Origin of the sequence: Anoxynatronum buryatiense (genome assembly GCF_900182905.1) — a bacterium.
Taxonomy (GTDB): domain Bacteria; phylum Bacillota; class Clostridia; order Peptostreptococcales; family Tindalliaceae; genus Anoxynatronum; species Anoxynatronum buryatiense.
On sequence record NZ_FXUF01000022.1, the window covers coordinates 1 to 22,712 of the forward strand.

The 22,712-nt window shown below is 45.1% G+C and carries 18 protein-coding genes; 6 read left to right on the forward strand and 12 right to left on the reverse strand.

The genetic code is table 11. The annotated features are described in order from the left end of the window. The coding region (locus QOL74_RS17475) for a hypothetical protein (RefSeq protein ID WP_283410791.1) at positions 1-236 on the forward strand (236 nt) is incomplete at its 5' end. Here QOL74_RS17475 and QOL74_RS17480 read toward each other — a convergent pair. From QOL74_RS17480 to QOL74_RS17495, 5 genes are all read right to left on the reverse strand, one after another. Beyond that, entirely contained in the window at positions 219-1,322 is a 1,104-nt protein-coding gene (locus tag QOL74_RS17480; protein ID WP_283410792.1) for a response regulator, read from the reverse strand. The genes QOL74_RS17475 and QOL74_RS17480 overlap by 18 nt on opposite strands. 71 nt (positions 1,323-1,393) lie before the next feature. Beyond that, positions 1,394-3,067, reverse strand: a complete 1,674-nt coding sequence (locus QOL74_RS17485; protein ID WP_283410793.1) for a histidine kinase N-terminal 7TM domain-containing protein — start codon at positions 3,065-3,067, stop codon at positions 1,394-1,396. 195 nt (positions 3,068-3,262) lie between these two features. Then, positions 3,263-3,460, reverse strand: coding sequence for an S-layer homology domain-containing protein (locus QOL74_RS18515; RefSeq protein WP_343186913.1), 198 nt, complete (start codon positions 3,458-3,460; stop codon positions 3,263-3,265). A gap of 263 nt (positions 3,461-3,723) precedes the next feature. After that, positions 3,724-5,172 carry an IS1182 family transposase gene (locus QOL74_RS17490; RefSeq protein ID WP_283410794.1) on the reverse strand — a complete coding sequence of 483 codons (1,449 nt, stop codon included), beginning with the start codon at positions 5,170-5,172 and terminating at the stop codon, positions 3,724-3,726. A 339-nt stretch (positions 5,173-5,511) separates the two neighbouring features. Then, positions 5,512-5,787 carry a hypothetical protein gene (locus QOL74_RS17495; RefSeq protein WP_283410795.1) on the reverse strand — a complete coding sequence of 92 codons (276 nt, stop codon included), beginning with the start codon at positions 5,785-5,787 and terminating at the stop codon, positions 5,512-5,514. A gap of 275 nt (positions 5,788-6,062) precedes the next feature. On the opposite strand from QOL74_RS17495, the gene QOL74_RS17500 reads away from it, so the two are divergent. Continuing rightward, positions 6,063-6,206 carry a hypothetical protein gene (locus QOL74_RS17500; protein ID WP_283410796.1) on the forward strand — a complete coding sequence of 48 codons (144 nt, stop codon included), beginning with the start codon at positions 6,063-6,065 and terminating at the stop codon, positions 6,204-6,206. A gap of 137 nt (positions 6,207-6,343) precedes the next feature. Further along, on the forward strand, positions 6,344-6,433 hold the full coding sequence (locus QOL74_RS18520; RefSeq protein WP_430383884.1) for a hypothetical protein: 90 nt from the start codon (positions 6,344-6,346) through the stop codon (positions 6,431-6,433). 107 nt (positions 6,434-6,540) lie between these two features. Here QOL74_RS18520 and QOL74_RS17510 read toward each other — a convergent pair whose 3' ends face one another. From QOL74_RS17510 to QOL74_RS17520, 3 genes are all read right to left on the reverse strand, one after another. Continuing rightward, on the reverse strand, positions 6,541-9,579 hold the full coding sequence (locus QOL74_RS17510; RefSeq protein ID WP_283410798.1) for an S-layer homology domain-containing protein: 3,039 nt from the start codon (positions 9,577-9,579) through the stop codon (positions 6,541-6,543). A 270-nt stretch (positions 9,580-9,849) separates the two neighbouring features. Beyond that, positions 9,850-10,194, reverse strand: coding sequence for a hypothetical protein (locus QOL74_RS17515; protein ID WP_283410799.1), 345 nt, complete (start codon positions 10,192-10,194; stop codon positions 9,850-9,852). After that, positions 10,175-10,696, reverse strand: a complete 522-nt coding sequence (locus QOL74_RS17520) for a DUF6036 family nucleotidyltransferase (protein ID WP_283410800.1) — start codon at positions 10,694-10,696, stop codon at positions 10,175-10,177. The genes QOL74_RS17515 and QOL74_RS17520 overlap by 20 nt, the downstream gene beginning before the upstream one ends. Between QOL74_RS17520 and QOL74_RS17525 the strand changes: the two genes are divergently transcribed. Continuing rightward, complete coding sequence (locus tag QOL74_RS17525; protein ID WP_283410801.1) at positions 10,695-11,195, forward strand: SulP family inorganic anion transporter; 501 nt, start codon at positions 10,695-10,697, stop codon at positions 11,193-11,195. The genes QOL74_RS17520 and QOL74_RS17525 overlap by 2 nt on opposite strands. Before the next feature lie 183 nt (positions 11,196-11,378). Here QOL74_RS17525 and QOL74_RS17530 read toward each other — a convergent pair whose 3' ends face one another. The 3 genes from QOL74_RS17530 to QOL74_RS17540 form a co-directional block, all read right to left on the reverse strand. Then, positions 11,379-13,436, reverse strand: coding sequence for a DNA topoisomerase 3 (locus QOL74_RS17530; protein ID WP_283410802.1), 2,058 nt, complete (start codon positions 13,434-13,436; stop codon positions 11,379-11,381). A gap of 213 nt (positions 13,437-13,649) precedes the next feature. Beyond that, positions 13,650-15,824 carry a putative Ig domain-containing protein gene (locus QOL74_RS17535; protein WP_283410803.1) on the reverse strand — a complete coding sequence of 725 codons (2,175 nt, stop codon included), beginning with the start codon at positions 15,822-15,824 and terminating at the stop codon, positions 13,650-13,652. 1,005 nt (positions 15,825-16,829) lie between these two features. After that, entirely contained in the window at positions 16,830-20,282 is a 3,453-nt protein-coding gene (locus tag QOL74_RS17540; protein WP_283410804.1) for a cadherin-like beta sandwich domain-containing protein, read from the reverse strand. A 1,012-nt stretch (positions 20,283-21,294) separates the two neighbouring features. On the opposite strand from QOL74_RS17540, the gene QOL74_RS17545 reads away from it, so the two are divergent. After that, positions 21,295-21,432 (forward strand): DUF3089 domain-containing protein, encoded by a 138-nt coding sequence (locus QOL74_RS17545; protein WP_283410805.1) that lies wholly within the window; start codon positions 21,295-21,297, stop codon positions 21,430-21,432. Between the two features lie 216 nt (positions 21,433-21,648). Here the strand turns inward: QOL74_RS17545 and QOL74_RS17550 are convergent, their stop codons facing one another. Then, positions 21,649-21,795, reverse strand: a complete 147-nt coding sequence (locus tag QOL74_RS17550) for a hypothetical protein (protein ID WP_283410806.1) — start codon at positions 21,793-21,795, stop codon at positions 21,649-21,651. Positions 21,796-22,220: 425 nt separating this feature from the next. On the opposite strand from QOL74_RS17550, the gene QOL74_RS17555 reads away from it, so the two are divergent. Then, positions 22,221-22,514: a hypothetical protein gene (locus tag QOL74_RS17555; protein WP_283410807.1), complete on the forward strand. Its 294-nt coding sequence runs from the start codon at positions 22,221-22,223 to the stop codon at positions 22,512-22,514. Positions 22,515-22,712 lie beyond the last annotated feature (198 nt).

A 22,712-nucleotide genomic window follows, 5' to 3' on the forward strand; every position in this document is an offset into this window, starting at 1 on the left:
TCGTACATCCGGCCGAAAAAAAGAAAAGCCCCAAATCCTTTGTTATTGAAGGGTTTCAGGGCTTTTTTTATGCATTTTTCTGTCAAACTCAAGATTCTGACAAACAATGGTTACTGGCAAACGTTATAAATCTTCCTTCACATAAAAAAACAAGGCCCCAGAAACAGATTCCAGTTCCGGGGTCTTGGAAGGTCCTGCAAGGAAGCATCGTTTTTGCACTACTCCTCAACAGATAAGTCTTTTATTCGCTTCGAGGGGGTCGCATCATACTCCTCTTCCAGGGTGCGTTCCAACCATTGATAATGGTTAAAGGCAGCTACGGCATTGCCTGTTTTCTGATAGATGTTCATCAGCCTATAATTTAAATCTTCATCAAAAGGAGCCAGTTTTGTGATGCCCTTTAAAACCCTTACGGTCGCCTCTTCACATCCTCTAGTGCTATAGGCATTCATCATCTCTTTCAAGGCGATCAAAAGATCTTCCCGCAGCTGTTGATCCTTTCCTGTGGCCCATAAATACCCTTCTTCTGCTAAGAAACCTTTCGCAAACAGAATTCCTGCCTTTTCAACCGCAGTGTATGTGGCCGTATTCTCCCGATTAAAGCTGCTTAAGGCTTGTGTCACATGGAAATAATCACTGACTCCCTCTGTTATCCATAGACAGTAGCTGTTATCACTGTAGTTCAGTTGTACTGACTTTTTTATTGAAGAAAAAAGATTTCGAATTTTGCATACGGATGTTTGTAAAATCTGCAGTGCTTTTTCCTGATCATGTTCGGGCCAAAGATCTTCAATGATTTTTTCTTTGTGGATATAATGACCCTGCTCCATTAGCAGGTAAGCAAACAGTTCTTTGGCCTTGGTTCGTTGCCATTTAACCGGATTATCGCCGATGGTAACCATTAGCTTACCAAAAACTCTGATATGAAAGATTGTTGCTGACTCCTGGCTTTGAGCGCCGATTTCATTTTTAATTTTTTCAACCATTCGCTGAAATCGTTCAGCTTTTATGGGTTTTAGAATATAGTCAATGGCATTGATGTCAAATGCCTGGACTGCGTACTGATTATAGCTGGTTATAAAAACGATTATCAGAGCGGCGTTTGTCTCTAACAGCTTTTCAGCAAGGGTAATACCATCCATTTCAGGCAGATCGATATCGATAAATGCCACTTGAGGAGCGGTCATTTCAATTTCCTCGAGAGCCATTAAAGGATTTTGATACTTACCAACAACATGAAACGACTCCGTTTTGTCAATAAAGTCACTGGATTCTTCAAGGTTGTACCATTCGTCATCTACCACTATGGCTCTAATCATCATCACTTCAACTCCGTTTAACTTAAGAATAGTTTCATTATAGCAAAGGGCTCTGACAGGATTCTGACAAATAGTTACGCTCTGGCGCCAGAGATCGGAATCGAAAAGGCGACGATTGTCCCCTCGCCTAATCTGCTTTCTATTTCAAGCCCCGCACCATAATTTTTGATTAATCTTTTATGGATGTTAGGAATTCCTATTCCTTCATTGTGTTTTTCTTCTGCCGTTAACCGCAGAAGTTTTTCAGGAGGCATCCCAACTCCATCGTCCTTTACTTTGAAATTTATCTTTTCCTCGTCATGGTCAATCATTAGCCAGATATTGCCTCCTGCTCCCTTTTTTAATATGCCATGGCAGATAGCGTTTTCCACCAGTGGCTGGAGAATCAGTCGAGGTATATTGAGTGCAGGAGTAGAGGTATGGATAATTTGAAAATTAAGCCTTTCACCAAATCTTGTCTTTTCAATGGCTACATATGTCCTGACTGCTTCCAGTTCTTCTTCTATTAACACCATTGAAGAAGTGCTGTCGAAGTAGCATCTATTGGCAAGGTATTCACCCAGATTTCCGATAAGCTCCCGGGCCCCTTCGGGATCCCTTTTAATCATGGCACCAATCACACTTAACGTGTTATTTAAAAAATGGGGATTGATTTGAGCTTGTAAGAAAGAAATCTCATTGATCTCTGCCTTATCAATCGCAGTGGAGGCAATGTCTTCCAATACTTTTTGATTATCGACAAACAGGGTAATATCGTTGACCGTAAGTATTTGGCCAATTTCCAGCTCTTCCTCTACTATCTTGGTGATTACAGCCGAATAATATCTTGCCTGACCATTTTGGCGTAAAGTAAACTGGGGAACGGGGTTTTCATCGGAGATTCCATTAAGTTCTGGATGCTTTTCTAAAAATGAAGTGAAGTTACCCTTCGCAGGCACATTCAGGTCGGGGTAGATTTTTAGAAAGGCTTCATTGGCATCGACAATGTAATCCGTTGAGTCAATGAGGATAACCCCTTCTTTGGCTTGTTTGAATACTATCTCTGTCGCTATGGGAATGGTGTTAAAAACCCGAAGATAGAAGATACCAAAGATATACAGCATTCCCGAAAATATGGAGACAACCGGAAAGTAATCAATCCCAAGATAACTGGTATTGGTAGCATTTAAATAAACGGTAAGCCACGGTAGTATTGAAGAAGTTATCATGACTAAATAGCCGTATCTGTGCATACCTGTGGCCCTTAGTAACCCTCGCAGGTAATAAAACATGGCTATCATACCTAAAAGGGTCCCTGAAGCGACCATTAAAAAAAAGAGAGGCCCTTTTTCAGTAATAATTACAGAAAAATACCCGTTGCTTTCAAAGCGATAAGCGGAAATATAAAGCCCGTGATAGGAATTGGTAAAGAAAATCGCAATATATAAAAGAGGGTGATACAGTCCTGCGTATTTAGCTATTTGTAAGTGCTTTTTCGAAGCCCTGGCATACTCCATGCTCATCAACAGCCAAAGATAATGTTGAACTGGGATGGGTATATGTTGCAAATTAAACCAAACCAGAGCCGACGTTAAGTCTGGGGCATTCATTTCACCAATATATGCCCCGCCATAAAAAATTGCTGAGATCAAGAGCATGATAAAATACTTAGCTGCCGGCATTTTTCTTCTTTTATAAGCATAGTTGATCAGTAGCAATGCACATAGAATCATTAGAATAAGCACGGATGTTATTATTGGTTTGACCATTTCCATCCCTCCTGGTCAGCGTTATCAATGCTGTTGGGTTTTATGCATGCCAAGTGTGTCATCACTTACACATATTGTACGCTAGACATGCGCATTTGTCAGGTTCTTTTAATTATGTAAATACACCTCCTGGTAGTGTAAAGCCAGAAGGTGTTTGTTTTGATACCTATTATATTATTTGAATCTTCACTATGTTTACGGGTTAATCAGTTGTGCCTTTACCAGTAAGTTTCTGACAGCTGTCGCTGCTTCAGCATGGGTGAAAGTGTCTTTCGGATTAATGGTTTCCCCAGTCTTTCCGCTAAAGACTCCTATGCTAACCGTTTTTTTGACAGCCTCATAAGCCCAGTCAGCCACTTGGTCTTTGTCTTTATCATTTTCATAGGTTAAGATTCTTTATAGGAGTTTCTCCGCCAAGAAACAGTTCGGATCAACGTCTTGAAAAAACTGGATGATATTTGAGGTTTTTTGTTAGATACTTTGATGTAGGTTTACATGCAAATCCCCAAAACAAAAACACTTCCTGCACTGGAGGCCACTGAAAAAGAACCATTTTTTCAATAACAATATTAGCAAATCAAAACAGAGCATGAACTATGCAGGTTTTTCACTGAATAGTTCGTGCTCTGTTTATTAATTAGTCAGTTTTCTCTATATTATTGTCCTATCAACTTGAGTATTCTTTTAATATTCACCGTGAAAATTGAGAGTGTCCCTTGCATCTGCATACCAATTAAGCCCGAAGCTATTGCTACATCATACCCGTGCTGATGTTTTAGTTCGCTATTTTTTGCTTCAATCATATAGCGTTCTTTGGCTCGCTCTTTGAAGTATTTTGTTTCTTCAAACGCCTTTTGCTCTTTGTGAAGGTCTGATTTAATTGATACAGAATAGGATTTAGAATGAGCTCCTTCTTTGTAACAGCCTTCACGATTAGAACACCGCTTGCATATCTCAACATCGAAATAGTATGTGGTGACTTGATTTCTAATTTTCTTACCACCTCGTGCTTTTCTTATGGCCATATGGTCAGCTGGACAAACATAAAGTCCTGCATCTTTGTTAAATTCGAACTTATTGTGTTGCTTGCGTGCACCTTGCGAAATAACGGGATTGAGTTTTAAAATCAGTTTAATCTTATTCTCTCGGAAATAGTCCAAATTTCTTTTTTCAGAATAGGCTGCGTCTCCAATGACTTCCTCAATCGTCATGCCAGCTTGCTGGCTCTTCTCAACCAGTGTTTGGAGTTCTTTTCCGTCGTTTTTTTCTCCTGTTGTAACTGTGGCACCGGTAATGATGCGTTCTTCACTCATCGCAAGATGTGTTTTATACCCAAAAGCAGTATCGGCTGTCTTGTGACCAGTACGAGCGTCTTCATCTTTTGAAAGTGCTAACTGTTCAAGGTTATCTGCAATAGCTTCATTTAGGTAATTCAATCGTTCCTGCACTTTTGCGAAAGCTGAAAGTTCAGGGATCATTTCTACAGTGTGTGTCAGTTTTTGACAGTACTCGATCACATCTTCAAGCAGTCCACTACTAACCTTCTGGGGTAGCTTTTGTTTTAACTTTTCATCAACTCTGTAAACTTCTTTTCTCAATACTTTGGCACGTTCCAACAGCACCTCACGTGCAGACTTTTGATTATACCTGGCCTTTGTATGGGTGGCGTCCACGATGATTGTCTTGCTCACCAATATGCCCCTCTCTTTGGCAATCGCAACAGTTTTCCCAATCAGCAAATCTAATAGGTTCATATCTTTTAGGCGCAGTTTTCGAAACTTGGTCAACGAACTCGGGTCAATCAAGTCTGTGTCTTCGGGTGTCATATTCAAAAAGTACTTGAAGGACATGTCATAGAGGGAACGCTCAACAACATCGACGTCCGAAATTTCATAAATAATCTTCAATAGCAGATATTTGAACATCAAAATCGGGTCTTTAGCTCCGCGCCCCTGATCTAGACTGTAATTGACAAGTAGTTCATCATAAATGAATGAAAAATCTACAAGCTCATTAATTTGCCTAAGCAGATTATCTTTGGGAATAATGAGATCATAAAGGTTCATGTATTGGCTTATCGTTAGTTGCTGAGGTCCTTTTATCATTAGTATGCTCCTTCAAATAGAAATGTTGTTCTTCCAATACTATTCGACAACAAAGCCTCATTTCCTTTTTGAAATACTGCTTTATTTAAATTATTTTTGCTGGCATATTAACAACAAGAAGAAGACCGTTATCACTTTTTTCATGATAACGGTCTTTAATGAGTTTTTCAGTGGCCTCCCTGCACTGGGAAGTGTTTTTTGTTGCGTTCGTCCACATTGTTTACTGACTGGATTTTCAAAGAATGCACCCCCAAGGTAGAAACCAACGCTACCGCTGTGTGCGCTTGAATTGGGGCACATGGAGCAGTGATTTCAACAATCCTGCCCCTCTGGTAGCTATCACCACCACGGCCACACCAAGTCTGCAGGGAAAGGGCACGGAGGAACGCCTGGCGCATTTCCCTCACATCCGCCGGCTACCTGGTCTAATTCCGCTTCCGCCAACTCACTTTTGGGGTGCTTCGCAAAGAATTCTTCCATCTCCTGGGTTTCCTCTGCTGTCAAGGTCACACCAAAGGCTTGGACCAACGAGAGTACTTCTTCTTTGGACAGACACTGAGCCATCTGCTGACATTGTTCCTTTGTAGCGGTTTGTAAAAAAACTTTTATTGACATACACCCACGCTCCTTATTAAAAGATCTTCTGTGCAACAAGTGCTTATAACCTACATTCCACGTCAATTAGTTAATTGCAATAAATTCGCTATTCTCCTGTAGTTTGCGAGGATTTCAAGTAGCAACTTCTATATGCTAACATTTCATGTGCCCCCTTTCAACAACAACATTTTAAATGCGTGGTTATCTTGTGATAATGTCACCTAAAGGTTACCTTGAGAAGATGTCACCTTCTGCGATAAACTACCATCATGAAAAAGGAGGTGCATTATCATTTGAGCAAACAACAGCTGAACCGATTCAACATCATTTCTCTTACCCTTGCTGGACATCTTAAGATCAAAGAAGCTGCTGATCAGATGGAACTTAGTGAACGCCAGGTGATGAGACCTTTGATTAAACCAATTGTCCGAAAATAGATCAACAATCATGAAGACGTCAGTAATCATGATGTGCGCAAACAGTATATTTCCTTCTCAGGCTACCTGGGCATTTTTTGCAATATGCTTCTTTTGCCGTGAAGTTAGCCCTGGGGCTGGTCATCAACAGCATCGCCGTGATCACCGATGCCTTTAATAACATGACAGACATCAGCTCGTCGGTGATTTCCATCATCAGCGCCAAGATCTCCAATAACCCTCCCTGACGGCAATCACCACTACGGCCACGGCCGGGTGGAATTCATTGGTTCCCTTGTGGTGGACGCCATTCCCGCGGAAATGCCGGATACCACCCATATTGTGGACACCCACACTACGGGTTAATCAGTTGTGCCTTTACCAGTAAGTTTCTGACAGCTGTCGCTGCTTCAGCATGGGTGAAAGTGTCTTTCGGATTAATGGTTTCCCCAGTCTTTCTGCTAAAGACTCCTATGCTAACCGTTTTTTTGACAGCCTCATAAGCCCAGTCAGCCACTTGGTCTTTGTCTTTATACTTCTCTATGCGCTTGTTATCTGCTTCTTTTAGACCGACTATCTCCATGGCTCTTGCATACATGCTCATGGCTTCTTCTCTGGTGATTTGATCATTAGGTTTAAACGTTCTGTCCGGGTAGCCAGAAATGAGTCCATATTCTGTTGCAACTGTTATGGCGTTGAAAAGTTTGTCCTCTTTGCTGACATCGGTGAATTTAGTGGTTGTTATTTCATCGGTTCTATAGATTCCCAGCGCTTTTGTGATGTATTGTGCAAACTCGCCTCGGGTAATTGGTTGATCTGGCTCAAAGGTATTTGGGTTTGATATGATCAGTCTGGCGGCCATGTCGTTAACAGGCACCTTTGACCAATGGTTTTCGACTGCCGCCACCGTTATCGGGTTCCCGATTAGTGTATAGATTGAATTTGTAAGGGAACTAATTCTTGCATACCACTTGCCGTCCTTTTCAAATACGACTGTTGGTACGTGGCTGTATGAACCGTCTGCATGAAAGACAATGCCTGTGGCAACCTTACTTGGGTCAATGTCTTCTGGAATTCCCATTATTCGTTCTGCAAAATGGCTAAACTGATTGATTTTAACTTCTTGTACCTTGCCATCTGCAGACGTTGCCCTTGCTGTGATTTCAAATTGCACCGGATCAAACAGGATTTCATGACCGGATGCTGTTGCTTGCTCTTTTAGTGCTTCAGCCTGGGCAGCCGGTATTTTGTTGATGCTAATTTCCACGTCAATGGACTGTAAGCTGTCCAACGAGATTCCCATGGTTTGGGCTATTTTTTCAATGGTAAAGTTTGCAGAGTCTATGCGATACTCAATCTTTTCTTCTCTCACGGAAAGTGTAACATTATGATCTTCCATCTTTTTAAGGATATCACCGGTTAGCACGACTTTGATTATATCGCCTGTGTTTGTCACCGGTATGATGACTTCGTTGGTACCATTGTTTTCTTTAATGGCGTTTTCAAGATGATTTTTCATCTGCTGAGAATCCACGACCAATTTGATTTCTGTTCGCCCATCTATTTCGGTTCTGGTTTCTGTCCCTGATTTTTGTGTTTCATTATTGACAATAATTGTTATGTCCTTTGATGCTGATGGTGTGGCAGGTGGCCGGGGTGAGGATGAACCAGAGCCGCCGCCTCCTGTTGACGGTGCTGTATATGTGGGTATTGTTATCGTAATACTTGGGCTTGCGTGAAAGCCAACTTTGGCTCTATAACGTACATTGTAGGTTCCTGCTGATAATCCTGTGATTTCTGTTCCTGTTACTTCAAGCCATGTACTGCTTGCATGTAGCTTGTATTCCATGGTCGTCGTTGTCCCTGTTATTTTGCCATCATTATTGGCTGTGGATGTAGGGGCGATGCCTGCCAGTCCCGTTGGAGGAGCTTGTTCATCGTTAACGATGGGCGGGTTAGCTGCATTCTCTACGTCATCAAAGGCTGCTAATCCAGCACCTGCAATAACAAAATCTGTGGATGGTTCTGTTAAAGGACTTGTCAAATGCTGTTGGTAATGACCATCTGTTTTAACCTGATAGCTTGTGTCGGCCGGTACTGTAACAGCAATGCTTTGATAAGCTCTGGTTGGCGAAAAGCTGGTCATTGGATTAAAAACGTCTTTAACATGAATGTGTGTAGGCGTTCCTGCAGGTTTCTGCCCTGAGAGATTTGCCATAAACATCGCTGCTGTACTTGCAGCTTCAATATCGTCCGATAATGTATGAATAGCTGGATTCGATACAGTCTCTGAAGCTGCTTTCACTGTTGCAGCTGCATTTATGGTGATGGTGCCGCCTGCGCCACCAATTCCACCACCGATGCCTGCGCCCTGCCCTCCACTTGTGGCTGTTACTGTTCCACCTTCTATGGTGATGTCTCCACCTGCTCCACTATCGCCACCACCAATGCCTGCGCCCATATCTCCACCTGTGGCTGTCACCGTTCCACCTTCTATGGTGACGGAGCCGCCTGCTCCATTATACCCACCACCAATGCCTGCGCCCATATCTCCACCTGTGGCTGTCACCGTTCCACCTTCTATGGTGACGGAGCCGCCTGCTTGCCAAGCGCCACCACCGATGCCTGCACCGCCAGCCTCCCCTGTTGCTGTTACTGTTCCACCTTCTATGGTGGTGGTACCACCTACGCCACTAATTCCACCACCAATCCCTGCACCACTACTTCCACCTCTCGCTGTCACTGTTCCACCTTCTATGGTGATGTCTCCACCTGCTCCATTATACCCACCACCAATGCCTGCGCCCATATCTCCACCTGTGGCTGTTATGTCTCCACCTTCTATGGTGATGTCTCCACCTGCTCCACTATCGCCACCACCAATGCCTGCGCCTTGTGATCCACCTTGCGCATTAAGAGAACCGGTTCCATTTATCGTAACTGTATTTCCACTGCTCACCTGCAAACCTGCCATTAATGCCCCACTTTTAAGGATGTTGGCACCTTCCAAAGTAAGTGTCCCATCTGCATTATTTTTCAATTCAAAGGCAGCCCCACTTGATTGAATATTAACATTCTGAATGGCAATCTTCGCCTTAACACCATCCACAAGAACCCTGTTGGCTGTGGTGGTACCAGTAATGACAAGTGTATCATTTTCATAAACATGCGCTGTCACACTTGGTGCGCCATGTGACACGACTATCATACCATCATGTCCACCTGTTCCCGCCGTCATGGTTATGTCCCCTTCATTTATGTAAAAGGTATGTTCAGTAGAACTACTGCTGACAGTATCTGCATACGCCGGCAGTCCCACTGGTGCTGTCAGTGACAGCAGCATCGTCAGGATTATTACTAAACTTAACTTTTGCTTCATTTTCATTTTTGTCATCTCCTTTTTACTTTAAAATCTTAGCATTTTCTATGGTACTATTGTGTAAGGCTTTTATAGTATATCAAAGTCCTCTGACAGGATTCTGACAAACTATGGCTACTGGCACAAAGAAGCGCACCCAGCGCCCCAAAAGAGGCGACTCATGTTGGGGTAAATTGGGAATCTCTTTGTATCAAAAAGCCCGCCTCAACGTTTTTCTTTTGAGGCAGGCTTTTTCATTGTGTTTCATTATTCACACGACTGTTAATAACTGCTGTTTCATCTGCGTTAATGCCAGTACGCCAGGCTGATGAGCTGTTTTAGAATCCGCACCTGTTCCTGACATCGTTCCCGGCTTTCATCGCTGAGTTGAATGGTTTCCGGAGGTAACATCCTTCGTGACTCAAGATGCCATAGCAGGGTTTCAAGCCGGGGATTTTCAGCCGATGCCTCCCGCAGAAAGCAAAGCAGTTCCTGGGTTTGATGGTAAAGCGGCGTGTTTTGGAGGCGCTGTTCATGGTACCTCCGGGCGTCCACCAGCAGGCAGATGGGGCTCATTCCTTTGCGGCGGGCACCCTCTGTTGCCGGATCGTTCATGTAATTGTTAACACTTTCAGACAGTATCCGATACATGGTATTTCTCCTTAAAACTCTTCAGATGACGGCGGAGTCCTTCCTTTTTGGTTTCATATAAATCTTCCCGTTGCAATACTTCTTCGATGATTTGAAAGATCAACGGGTGGTTTGCCTGGGGCATCATGGCATCCAGATCTTCCCAATCGCGCTCATTGAGACGTACCAGCTTGGAGACGATGATGTCTTCCGCTGACAGCGTGTATATGTTCAGATATTGAAAAGAAGTCAATTGGCGGCACCGGTCTTTGTAGTGTGGCGAGAGGAGGGTGCTTTCATATTCCAGCAGATCATAGTCCCTCAGAAAAACCAGCACCTTGGCCAGGGAAGCTGAATATTGCTGATCTACCAAATCAAAATCACGGGTAGCCCTGGAGGTATATCCCGCCAGCAGGCAGGCAGCACCACCCAGCAGGTATATATCAAACGGTGCCACTTGAAAAGCCTGAGCCACTTTTTCCATTTCAAGCAGCCGTTCTTCCAGTTGATGAGCTTGATGCATGGAGACACCTCCAACAGTCCTGTCACTGATATTATACCATACCTGCCGCCCGGCAAAACACAAACGCAGGGCACCGCTTAACGTTATTTCAGTAGTGTTTGCATCACTCATTGCACAGCATGGTTTAGAATATCTTTTTGCAATCGTTGTGCTCATGGGACTTATTCAGATCAGCATCGGCGTTCTCAATTTAGTTAAATATGCGCGGATTATCCCCTATTCAGTCATGCTTGGTTTTTTGAACGGATTGTCCATTGTTATGTTCTTAGCCCAATGGGCACAGTTCAAAGTCGATGAAGTGGTGGCAAACGGTGTTGAAATGGTGACGAAAATGTGGCTGCTGCCGGTGGCTCTGGGAATTATGATCTTTTTCGTGATTGTAACCATGGCCATTATTCATTTTGTTCCAAAATACACCAATGCTATACCCTCAAGTTTGGTAGCGATTATCGTGATGATTATCATTGCCGTGCTATTAGGCAAAATGGTTATCCTTTAAAAAATGTTCAAGACTTTGCAGGAATGGCCCTTCAGGAAAGATTGCCCCGATTTCATATTCCTCCAGCAGCTCTTATAGCACACATTTTCACGAAAAGCCCCTCTTTGCTATCGTCAGATAGTCATTTGGCGCAGTGCTCTCCACTCTGATTTAGACCATGCTACACGGTTATACTCTGGTTTATCACTTTTCAATTTGTCGGGTTTCTGCCACCACTTGACCGATTTTTTTTATGTCTGACCGGGCGTACACCTTGGCTTTTTCCACAAGGGCATGGGCAAACCGAATAATTCCTTGATCAAACTTTTCTTTTGGGTATTCACCCCGGGCAATTCGATTAAGCGCCCGTTCGAACTTTCCAGCTGTATCAACAGATGTGATTTCATCCGGCAACGCTTCGATGGTGGCCATGCCTTTGGGGGTGGGCATTAAGTATTTTTTTTGTCGTTCAACATAGCCCACCTGGATAATCCGCTCGATGATTTCAGCTCGGGTGGCAGGCGTCCCGATCCCAAATTCCTTCATTTGGTCCCGGAGTTCTTCGTCGTCAATGGATTTACCGGCATTTTCCATGGCTGCCAACAGCGTATCTTCTGTGTAGGGTTTGGGCGCCTGGGTTTTCTTGTTAAGGACTTCCGTATTTTGGAAGATCACATCTTGTCCTTTGACGAAGGTTGGAAGCTTCTGATCTTCTTTTTCTTTGCCATCTCCTTCACTTGTTTCTTTTACATATGCCTCTTTCCAGCCTTCTAATACAACGACCCGGCCCTTACACACAAAGGCTTCATGCTGGCATATAATAAGGGCTTTTGTGGTTTCATATTCATGGGTGGGCATGAAGGCGGCGATGAACCGTCGGGCAATCATGTCATATATCTTCCGTTCATCCTCGTTTAGTTTTTCCAGGACAGGCATCTTGGGTGTAGGAATCAGAGCATGGTGATCACTCACTTTGCTGTCATCAATCGTTCTTTTGGTGAACTTCAGGCTATCGACAAAAGAATCAATCAGCGGTTTATAAACCGGGATGCTCATTTTATTTAAGGTCTGGAAAACCGTCTCTTTCATGTCTTCTGTCAGCCGGTTGGAATCAGTTCGGGGGTATGTGATGTATTTGTGCTTTTCGTAAAGGGCCTGGGCGGCTGCCAGGGTTCTTTTGGCCGAAAAGCCCAGTTTGCGGTTGGCATCACGTTGTAGGGATGTCAGGTCATACAGAAAAGGAGGCGGTGTTGACTTCTTTTCTTTTTTTATAGCTTGAATGACACCGGGTTGCCCTTTTGTTTTCTGTGCAATCACTTCCGCTGTTTCCAGCGTTTTTATGCGATGGGTCTGTTCTTTCAAGCTCCACCACAGGCTGGTGAAATTGCCATGGTCTGCCTTGACCTCGAAATAATCCACCCTCACAAATGCGTCGATTTCCTTTTGGCGGTTGACGGTAAAGGCCAAAGTAGGTGTTTGAACTCGACCCACAGAAACGACTCCGCTTTTTTCTGTGTATCCACTTCCAGTTCTTCCAGCCAGTGTAAATGCGCGGGTAGCAGACATGCCAATGACCCAATCGGCTTGAGAACGGGCAATTGCTGAATCTGCCAGATTTTCATAGGCCGACATGGGCTTTACCTCCTGCAGCCCTTTTTTAATCGCCTCAGGAGTCAAGGAACTTAACCATAATCGCTTTGATGGCTTATTAACTTTTAGATGGGCCGCCAAATTCACTGCGATTAAATGTCCTTCCCTGGCCGAGTCAGTTGCCCATACGATGGTCGAAACATCTTTGCGCTTGATTTGCGCCGCCACAACACTGAGAACAGACATATTCCGGGGGATAGGTTCTAACGTAAAGATGTAATTTTTCGGTATTACCGGCAAGGAAGCCATCTGCCATTTTCTGTATTTTTCATGGTATGCGGCAGGCTCGGCCAGTTGTAAAAGATGACCCACTGCCCAGGTGATGATGTATGTGTCGTCTTCCAGATACCCATCGCTTTTTTTAGGCCTGTTCATCATGACTGCAGCGATGTCCCGGGCAACAGACGGTTTTTCCGTGATAATCAGTGTTTTAGACATATCGGCTCCTTTAATCTTGATCGCTTCCTCCTCAGCCAAATCGCCCACGAAGTACTCGTTGGGCAACTTATTCATCACACACACCTGTGCCCCTTCATCCCGGAAAGCCTGAACCATGACTTGTCCAATCACTCTGGCGCCGCCGGTGATAACCACCTCTTTGTCTTTAAACATGATGTTGTCAAAAACTGAATATCAAGGCAAATTCATCCACATTCTCTTTGTTTGCCTTTTTCTTATTAATTTGTCCGTAAGTGCCCAGATGGTAAATAGGAAAATTGAACAGATCAGATTAATTCACCCTATATGATAACACAAAAATTGATTTCTCAGACATAAGAAAAGACCCCAAAATACAATTCTGGAGTCTTTCAGGTTCCGGTTTTTCTATTTTGCGATACTGATTTCTCTTGTTCCCTCATCATATGTCACCGTTGCTCCCAGCAGCTCTCCGATCACCCGCAGGGGTACAAAGGTGCGACCGGGAGGGATAATCCTTGGTTCGGTATCTATCAGGATCATTTCGCCATTCACCAGTACCTCTTTAGAGCCGATGGTCAACAGGATTTCTGTGTCTCTTTCTGTAATTAGCACCTGTCTTGTCTCTGGCAGCCAGGTCACTGTTGCTCCCAGGGCTTCGCTGATGAACTTGAGTGGTACCAGGGTTCTGTTGGTTTCGCCGTCGATAAAGGGCATGGCATCCAGCTGATGTGTTTCATTTCCTAGCGTGATATCTTGATTTCCGATGGTAAGAAGGATCTTCTTTCTAGGAGGACTTGCTTCCTGTGAGTCTTTAGAGCCTTCTACTTCTTCAATGTCTTCCGCGCCACTTGTGTCTTCTGTATCTTCTGCCTGCTGTTGTTTGTCTTGACTCCTTTCTGAGGTGCTGCTGGAACCGCCTCCTCCGCCGGAGCTACCACCAGATTCTCCTTTTTCCGGAATATTCGTTTCATTTAACATTATGTTCATGGTAAAGGTGTGGCTGTCCGTTACAGGGGTGGGGGCGCTGTCTGTCACTGTGACGGTGAATGTGAAAGTGCCTGCTGTATGTGGTGTTCCTGTCAGTGTTCCGTTTGCAGAAAGAGCGAGGCCATTGGGCAATGCCCCTGCTGTCACTGCATAGGTTTTGGATCCATTGCCACCGGTTGCTGTAAATGTATGGCTTGTATACGCTGTTGATACGGTGCCATCTGCTGGGTTTGTCGGGTTCATCAATAGCTCTTCTGCTGCTATGTTCATGGTAAAGGTGTGGCTGTCCGTTACAGGGGTGGGGGCGCTGTCTGTCACTGTCACTGTGAAATTAAATGTGCCTGCTGTATGTGGTGTTCCTGTCAGTGTTCCGTTTGCAGAAAGGGCAAGGCCATTGGGCAATGCTCCTGCTGTCACTGCATAGTTTTTGGATCCACTACCACCGGTTGCTGTAAATGTATGGCCTGCATATACTGTTGATACGGTGCCATCTACTGGATTTGTTGGGTTCATCAATAAGTCTTCTGCTGCTATGTTCATGGTAAAGGTGTGGCTGTCCGTTACAGGGGTGGGGGCGCTGTCTGTCACTGTCACTGTGAAATTAAATGTGCCTGCTGTATGTGGTGTTCCTGTCAGTGTTCCGTTTGCAGAAAGGGCAAGGCCATTGGGTAATGCCCCTGCTGTCACTTCATAGGTTTTGGATCCATTGCCACCGGTTGCTGTAAATGTATGGCCTGCATATACTGTTGATACGGTGCCATCTACTGGATTTGTTGGGTTCATCAATAAGTCTTCTGCTGCTATGTTCATGGTAAAGGTGTGGCTGTCCGTTACAGGGGTGGGGGCGCTGTCTGTCACTGTGACTGTGAATGTGAATGTGCCTGCTTCATTTGGTGTTCCTGTCAGTGTTCCGTTTGCAGAAAGGGCAAGGCCATTGGGCAATGCTCCTGCTGTCACTGCATAGGTTTTGGATCCACTGCCACCGGTTGCTGTAAATGTATGGCTTGTATACGCTGTTGATACGGTGCCATCTGCTGGGTTTGTCGGGTTCATCAATAGCTCTTCTGCTGCTATGTTCATGGTAAAGGTGTGGCTGTCCGTTACAGGGGTGGGGGCGCTGTCTGTCACTGTCACTGTAAAATTAAATGTGCCTGCTGTATGTGGTGTTCCTGTCAGTGTTCCGTTTGCAGAAAGGGTGAGGCCATTGGGCAATGCCCCTGCTGTCACTTCATAGGTTTTGGATCCATTGCCACCGGCAGCACTAAATGTATGGCTTGTATACGCTGTTGATACGGTGCCATCTGCTGGGTTTGTCGGGTTCATCAATAGCTCTTCTGCTGCTATGTTCATGGTAAAGGTGTGGCTGTCCGTTACAGGGGTGGGGGCGCTGTCTGTCACTGTGACTGTGAATGTGAATGTGCCTGCTTCATTTGGTGTTCCTGTCAGTGTTCCGTTTGCAGAAAGGGCAAGGCCATTGGGTAATGCCCCTGCTGTCACTTCATAGGTTTTGGATCCATTGCCACCGGCAGCACTAAATGTATGGCCTGCATATACTGTTGATACGGTGCCATCTGCTGGATTTGTCGGGTTCATCAATAGTTCTGCATATCCGAACCGATATGGTTCTTCTCGACTACCTGTACCAGATTTGATAGGTAGTTGATTTAAGATGACAAAACTGCCACATCGAACAGATACATAAACTGGTAACTCGTATTGTACGGTTATACCCGGTGGAAGCAGTTTTTGTCGATGATATGCTTGATCTTCTGTTCCAGGAATTGGTGTACTCGTCCAAAAATCCCCTCGCCAACTATGTATCGAAGAGTTCATTCGATCTAGCTCGTCATTTCCTAATATAGTGATTGATGGACCATAACCTTTATCATCACCGAATACGCCACCGCTTCCTCCTCCCGGTCCTCCTAAAATAGTTTTTTCAAACTCATTTAAACTGATATTATCATTTATGTACCTTCTCAAACTGGAACCTTGCCAATCGTTACTGCCTCCTGTATCATAAGCTTTAAAAAAAAGATTTTCATAAGTAGTGAAGATTGTTTTCATACCATCTTGCATGCTAAACCAAAGTATTGGCTCATCATCATACGTTCCGAACTCGTAATAACTAATCGCCTCTGCACCGCCCTCGTACATAGGGTAGATTACGATGAGTAATGCCACTAACGCAAGCATCATTTTCTTTTTAACTTTCATTATAATTCCTCCTTGTTTCAAATTTATTCATCCTGTACTGGATACTCCATCGATACGGGCAATCATATGATTCCTTTCCAACCAGGGACATCCTATTATGATGGGACTGGTTTCCACCTTCATAGGTTAAGATTCTTTATAGTATATCAATGGCCTCTGACAGGATTCTGACAAACTATGGATAAGGGCAAAAGAGTTTACTTATACCATAACACACAAAAAAAGAAAAAAGCCCTATCAATCGTTCCAGGGCCTTGGAATATCCTGCAAGGAAGCATCGTCTTTGCACTACGCCTCAACAGTGCGTTTTTTATTCTCTTCGAAGGAATCCCATCATAGTCCTCCTCCAATATGCGCTCCAACCATTGGACCGCGGAGTTTCTAATCAATCAAATCCGCTTTTATCAAGAGATTGCGAATAGCGGTGGCGGCCTCAGCATAGGTGAAGGTGCCCAAAGGATCAATGGTGTGAGGGGTTCTTCCGCTAAAGACACCTGCCCGGGTAGTTTGGTTCACATATTCATAAGCCCAATCAGCAATGTCTTCTTGATCTGTGTAGGTGGTGATACGGGAAGCCCCTTCTCCCCGAAGTCCTACCATGTTCATGGCTTTCGCGTACATCACCATGGCTTCCTGCCGGCTGATAAAGGCCGATGGACGAAAACTGCCATCAGGATAGCCAGAGATAATCCCGTGTTGCGTGGCGATGGTAATGGCGTCCAGCAGTTCGTGAGAGTGATGTGCGTCGATAAAAGCACCAACCTCACCCATACCAGGGCGATAAAGTCCCAATGCCTTTGTGATATAGGCCGCAAACTCACCCCTTGTGATCAAGTCATCTGGTGCAAAGGTTTCGGGATGGGCGATGATCAGCCTTGCCGCTAAATCTTCCACATGGGCTTTTGACCAGTGATCCTTAACGGACGGAACCATAATCGCATTGTGAATCACAGAATATGTGGAATTGGTAAAGGAACTTAATCGTGCATAGCATTTGCCTTCTTTCTCAAAAACCGTCGTCGGTATGTGAGAGAAAGACCCATCAGGGTGATAGATAACTCCTGTTGTTACCTTTTCAGGGTTTAGCCCTGCAGGAAGTTCTATGGTGCGTGATACAAAACTGGCAAATTGTGTGATGCTTACTTCTTTCTTTTCGCCCGTGACAGACGAAGTCGCAACGACATTGAAAGCTACTGGTGGAAACAGCACTTCATAGCCTTGCAGCTGTGCTTTTTTATTCATCCTCTGTATTGTTTCTTCGCCTACATAGGTGATGTGCAATTCGATTTCCATATCATGGAGAGAATCGGAATCAACGGACAGTGCATCGGCCATGGCTGCCAAGTTGAAGGCTTTGGCAGGCATCTGATAAGTCAGCTTTTCAGTGACAATGGAGAAGTCAATGTCCAGCTGCGCCATTTTCTGGAGAAGATCCGCTGTGAGGATGGTGGTAAACTGAGTGGCATTTTGAGTGGTGGCAAGAACTTCCACCACATTGTTTCTTGCACCTCTGTTTATTTCCCCGGGTGCTTGGATCTGATTCAGCAGGGAGATTATCTTTTCAGTGTCCATTTTCAGCGTGGCGACTAATTGAGTCTTTTCTTCTGTTGAAGTTTCCGCTCCTGCGATATGCTTTTCTCCGTTGACCAGCACTGTTATAGCGGCACCTGCTGGCAAGGCGGCAGGCTGGGCAGGGGGTGCGGTGGGAGTGTCAGATGGTCTTCTGCCAGAGCCACCACCAGAACCGCCACCAGTGTTGCCGCCGTTATCAGGGGCTGGGGGCACAGGTGCCCAAACTGCATAGAGGGTTTCGTGGTTGTTTGGCATGGTAAAAGAATCGCCAGCCGAATAGCTTGTTCCCTGTCCATTTGCCTGGGTGTTCCAGCCAGCAAAGCGATGACCAGCTTTTTCAAGATTACCGGTGTTCTCAGAAACAGTGATGGAAGCGCCAATAGGATAGGTGCGGCTAACAGGCACATTGCCGCCGGTAGCCACATTGGCATCATATGAAACTATTAACAGATTCACCATCACCTCGGCAGTAAGGGGTACTGTACTGGCAGACAGCCGATCCTCATGAATCGTTATTTTTCCGATGCCTTCTTGATCCAGTCTTCCCGACAGGGTGGCTGTAATAGTGGTGGGGGTCTGCTGAAGGGCTGAGATGGTCAGCCCGGTGAAAGCATCCGACACGCCAAGGTCTGAAGCATAGACAGCGCCCGTAACTGTTTCATGTTCAAGGCTGATGGTGAAGGTCTGGGTAAAGGCCACGTGACCCGTTACACTGGTTGGACTGGTGGTGACATTGGTTTGTTCTCGACGTAAGACTTCGACGGTGTAGGTCTTGGTAGTGGTGCCATCTTCGGCGGTGACCACCACATTAATGGTGGTTGCGCCAACAGGCAGGGAGATATCAGCACTGGCAGTGCCGCTTGAAACAGCAATACCATCAACGGTGACTGTGGCAGACCCATGTGCTGTGCTGGGTGTCACGGTGATGCTGGTTACGGCATTACCCACACTGGCGGTATAGGCTGCCGTATCACTGTGAAAAACAGGATCTAACGTGCCACTGGACAAGGTGAGTCCGCTTAAGTTGGCATTAGCAGAGGCAGCTCTGGTTACCTGGATGGTGTAGGTCTTGGTAGTGGTGCCATCTTCGGCGGTGACCACCACATTGATGGTGGTTGCGCCAACAGGCAGGGAGATATCAGCACTGGCAGTGCCGCTTGAAACAGCAATACCATCAACGGTGACTGTGGCAGACCCATGTGCTGTGCTGGGTGTCACGGTGATGCTGGTTACGGCATTACCCACACTGGCGGTATAGGCTGTCGTATCGCTGTGAAAAACAGGATCTAAAGTGCCACTGGACAAGGTGAGTCCGCTTAAGTTGGCATTAGCAGAGGCAGCTCTGGTTACCTGGATGGTGTAGGTCTTGGTAGTGGTGCCATCTTCGGCGGTGACCACCACATTGATGGTGGTTGCGCCAACAGGCAGGGAGATATCAGCACTGGCAGTGCCGCTTGAAACAGCAATGCCATCAACGGTGACTGTGGCAGACCCCTGTGCTGTGCTGGGTGTCACGGTGATGCTGGTTACGGCATTACCCACACTGGCGGTATAGGCTGCCGTATCATTGTGAAAAACAGGATCTAAAGTGCCACTGGACAAGGTGAGCCCGCTTAAGTTGGGTGGCGCTTCTAATGTCACTATTACCGTCACTGCTTCAGTCGGCATTAAAAAGGTATACACTCCCGGGGTTCCCATGGTGGCTTCTCCCACAGCTCCCGTTACATTCACGGATGCCACTTGCTTGCCCGCTTCAATGTTAGCGATGGTTATTGTCACTGTTTCCCCTGCTGCTGCCGTTGCTTTGTCTGTAGTGACCGTGGCAGTTCCGCCCGCTACATCTGCGACTGTTATTGCGTAGGTTGCGGGTGTTGTTACACCTGTCACAGCAGGTGTTGATGGAGAGGCTGCGTAATCGCCGTCTACCTTTCTTCTTGCGGTAAATGTGTAGCTGGTTTCCGGGGTTAGCCCTGTAAACGTTCTGCTCTCTTGCCAGTTCCCCCCACTTCTATGATATTCGATACCTGCTCCCAAATCACTTAGGGTGATTGACTGTGGTGTTTGAATCTCTACTATCGGCGTATTGGGCATGATTTGCATGCCGCCTGTTTGCTCACGCCAAATCGAACGTCCATCTGCTGTTTCAGCACTTACTCTAAACCTGGTATGCGTTGTACCTGCGGGGATTGTGTACGTTTGATGATTCGTTATTCCCGTGTTAGCATAAAAGACGTATCCTGCTTTATTTCTATCAATCTCCACACGATAACTCCTTGACGCTTCTGTCCCCGTCCCCCAGTCACTGATACTTCCCCATGAAATGGTTAGCGCTTGATCCGTGATTTGAGTGCCAGAAACAGAAACTATTCCTGGTTGAGTGGGCGGAAATGCAAATATCACATTTGCTCCATCTTCATTAGAGTCAACTCGTATAAAAGATGGGAGGAACAACGCAGGACGCACACCGGCAAAATGGGCTACATGGGGGTTGGCAAGTTCTCCATTGGTAGTCGCAGCGAATACGCCGGTGGGAGTTTCTTGTATTGGTGAACTCGTCCAAAAGGAACTGTTTGGATATCCAATTCTCGCCCTATACGGAAACCATTCATTCCCGGAGATCAAGCCTAGTTTTTGTGTAAAATCAAGTGGTTCTATTGCTCCTGACCCAGTGCTGGTACCTGTGTAAAGTCCATGCATCCTATTTTCCCAAGTACTTGATCTGATTTCCCACTTCGCATTTATGATGACCCCTCTTGCTTCCGGCGTTGTTATAATCTGATTGAAGTGCGTGTTTAAGTAGTCAAATATGTATGATGCATTCTTGTTACTGTAGGCAGGGGAGCCACCGACATCACCGTCACCAATATTAGGATTCCACTGTATATTGGCACCGTAGTTATCTGCCATGACTAAATAAACCCCATTTTCATCGTGTCCTGGAATGCTTCTGTTCCTATTCGCTACCTTCCACTCTCTTCCACCAAAGTTTACCAACTGCCCATTACTCGGTTCAAAATATCCTTGTGCTTCTACATGTGGCGTGGTTGAGAATATGAGTATTAGTGTCATTAATATACATGTGACGATGAACAATCGTCTGAACTTAGATACAACTCTTTTCATTTTTGTCATCTCCTTTTGACTATAAAATCTTAGAGTTTCTACGGTGCTGTTGTATCAGGCTTTTATAGTATATCAAAGCCCTCTGACAGGATTCTGACAAATGTACTGCTGGCACAAGGAGACGCACTTAGCGCCCCAAAAGAGGCGACTCATGAAAGAACACCCGGATGTTTATACGCGGATGGTCGCTGCCTATGTCCTTAGTTATTCGATCACCGATGATTACCTGGCCGAGAATCCCCATCTCAAATTTGCCAGCGGTTCCGGCGAGTATTTTCCATACCTTTGATTTCCCTTTCTACTATTTCAATATCCGCGCCAACGCCGAAGAACGGGTGGCTAACTACCTGAAAAAAGCTAAATAAATGAACTGGATCAATTCTAAAGAGCCTGCTTCTGCTGAAAAAAAGCCTGCCCCAGCGGTTTACTTCGCTGAGGCAGGCTTTTTCATCGTGTCATGAACTGCTTGTTGACACGGATCTCACCCATTTAACCCATTTTTTTCTTACGGCACCTGATCGGTGAGCACCTCTTGGGGGCGACCCTGGGCAATGATGCTTCCCTGACGCCCCAGAACAACCACTGCATCGCAGAACCAAAAAACATGGTTGGGGTCATGGGTGCAAATGATGGCTGTCTTGCCTGTTTTCATATTGCTGAAAGCTTTTAGGATCAATGGTTAAGAGAGTGTTATTCCTTGATTGTTTTAGGCTATAATAGTACAATAAGAGTGGCATTAACCAATTTGAAATGAAGTTCCAAATTTTGGGTCTGAAACTATTGCAAATAAAGGGTTTAAAATGCTGCTGTCTGAAAAACTTCCTCGCCTGATAGAAGATTAAAACATTTGACGAAGATCATATAAATGCAAAAAGCCTGATACTGCCTCAGTATTCTCTAATAGATGCCGCAAGAGTAGCATATAAAAAATTAGGTAACTATCGAGAAGTAGAACGGCTGTAGGAGTGGCTAAACGATCCAGGAGTGGCAGACATTTTTGTAGAAACCTGTGGAGCTTTTAAGTAATTAGAGTTGATTAAGGAAAATCTAAAATCAATCGTCAAGGGAGGTTAAATTATGGGATTGGTAGAGTTTGTAGAAAATCTGAGTGAGACAGAGTGGGAAGAGCTGGCGAAGCTGGGCACTGTAGAGGACATTAACGCATTCGCCGAGAGCAGAGGTGTGACGCTTGATCAGAAAGAGTTGGAAGAGAATGTAAAGTTTAACAGTGAATTAGATGAAGAAGAGCTGGATGGGGTAGCGGGGGGATTAAAACTTCTCTATAATGGACCAGCGACGAATCGGCATATATCTTACACCTGTCCCGATACAGGGGAAAAAAAGTGGCGAATAAACTTTATGAGAAGATAGTAAGACATCCATGCGTCAATTTAAGAAGGCACCAGTGGTGCCAGAGCAACATTTATTCGAGTTCGATAAGGGTAGTGGAACGATTACATCATACCCCTGTAATGTATCGTTGGTAATTAGAAAACCTGCAGTTAATCCGGTTTCTAAAAACCTTGAAGTGAGAATGATCTAAAAAATCCTTTCAAGAGGTGTGGCCCA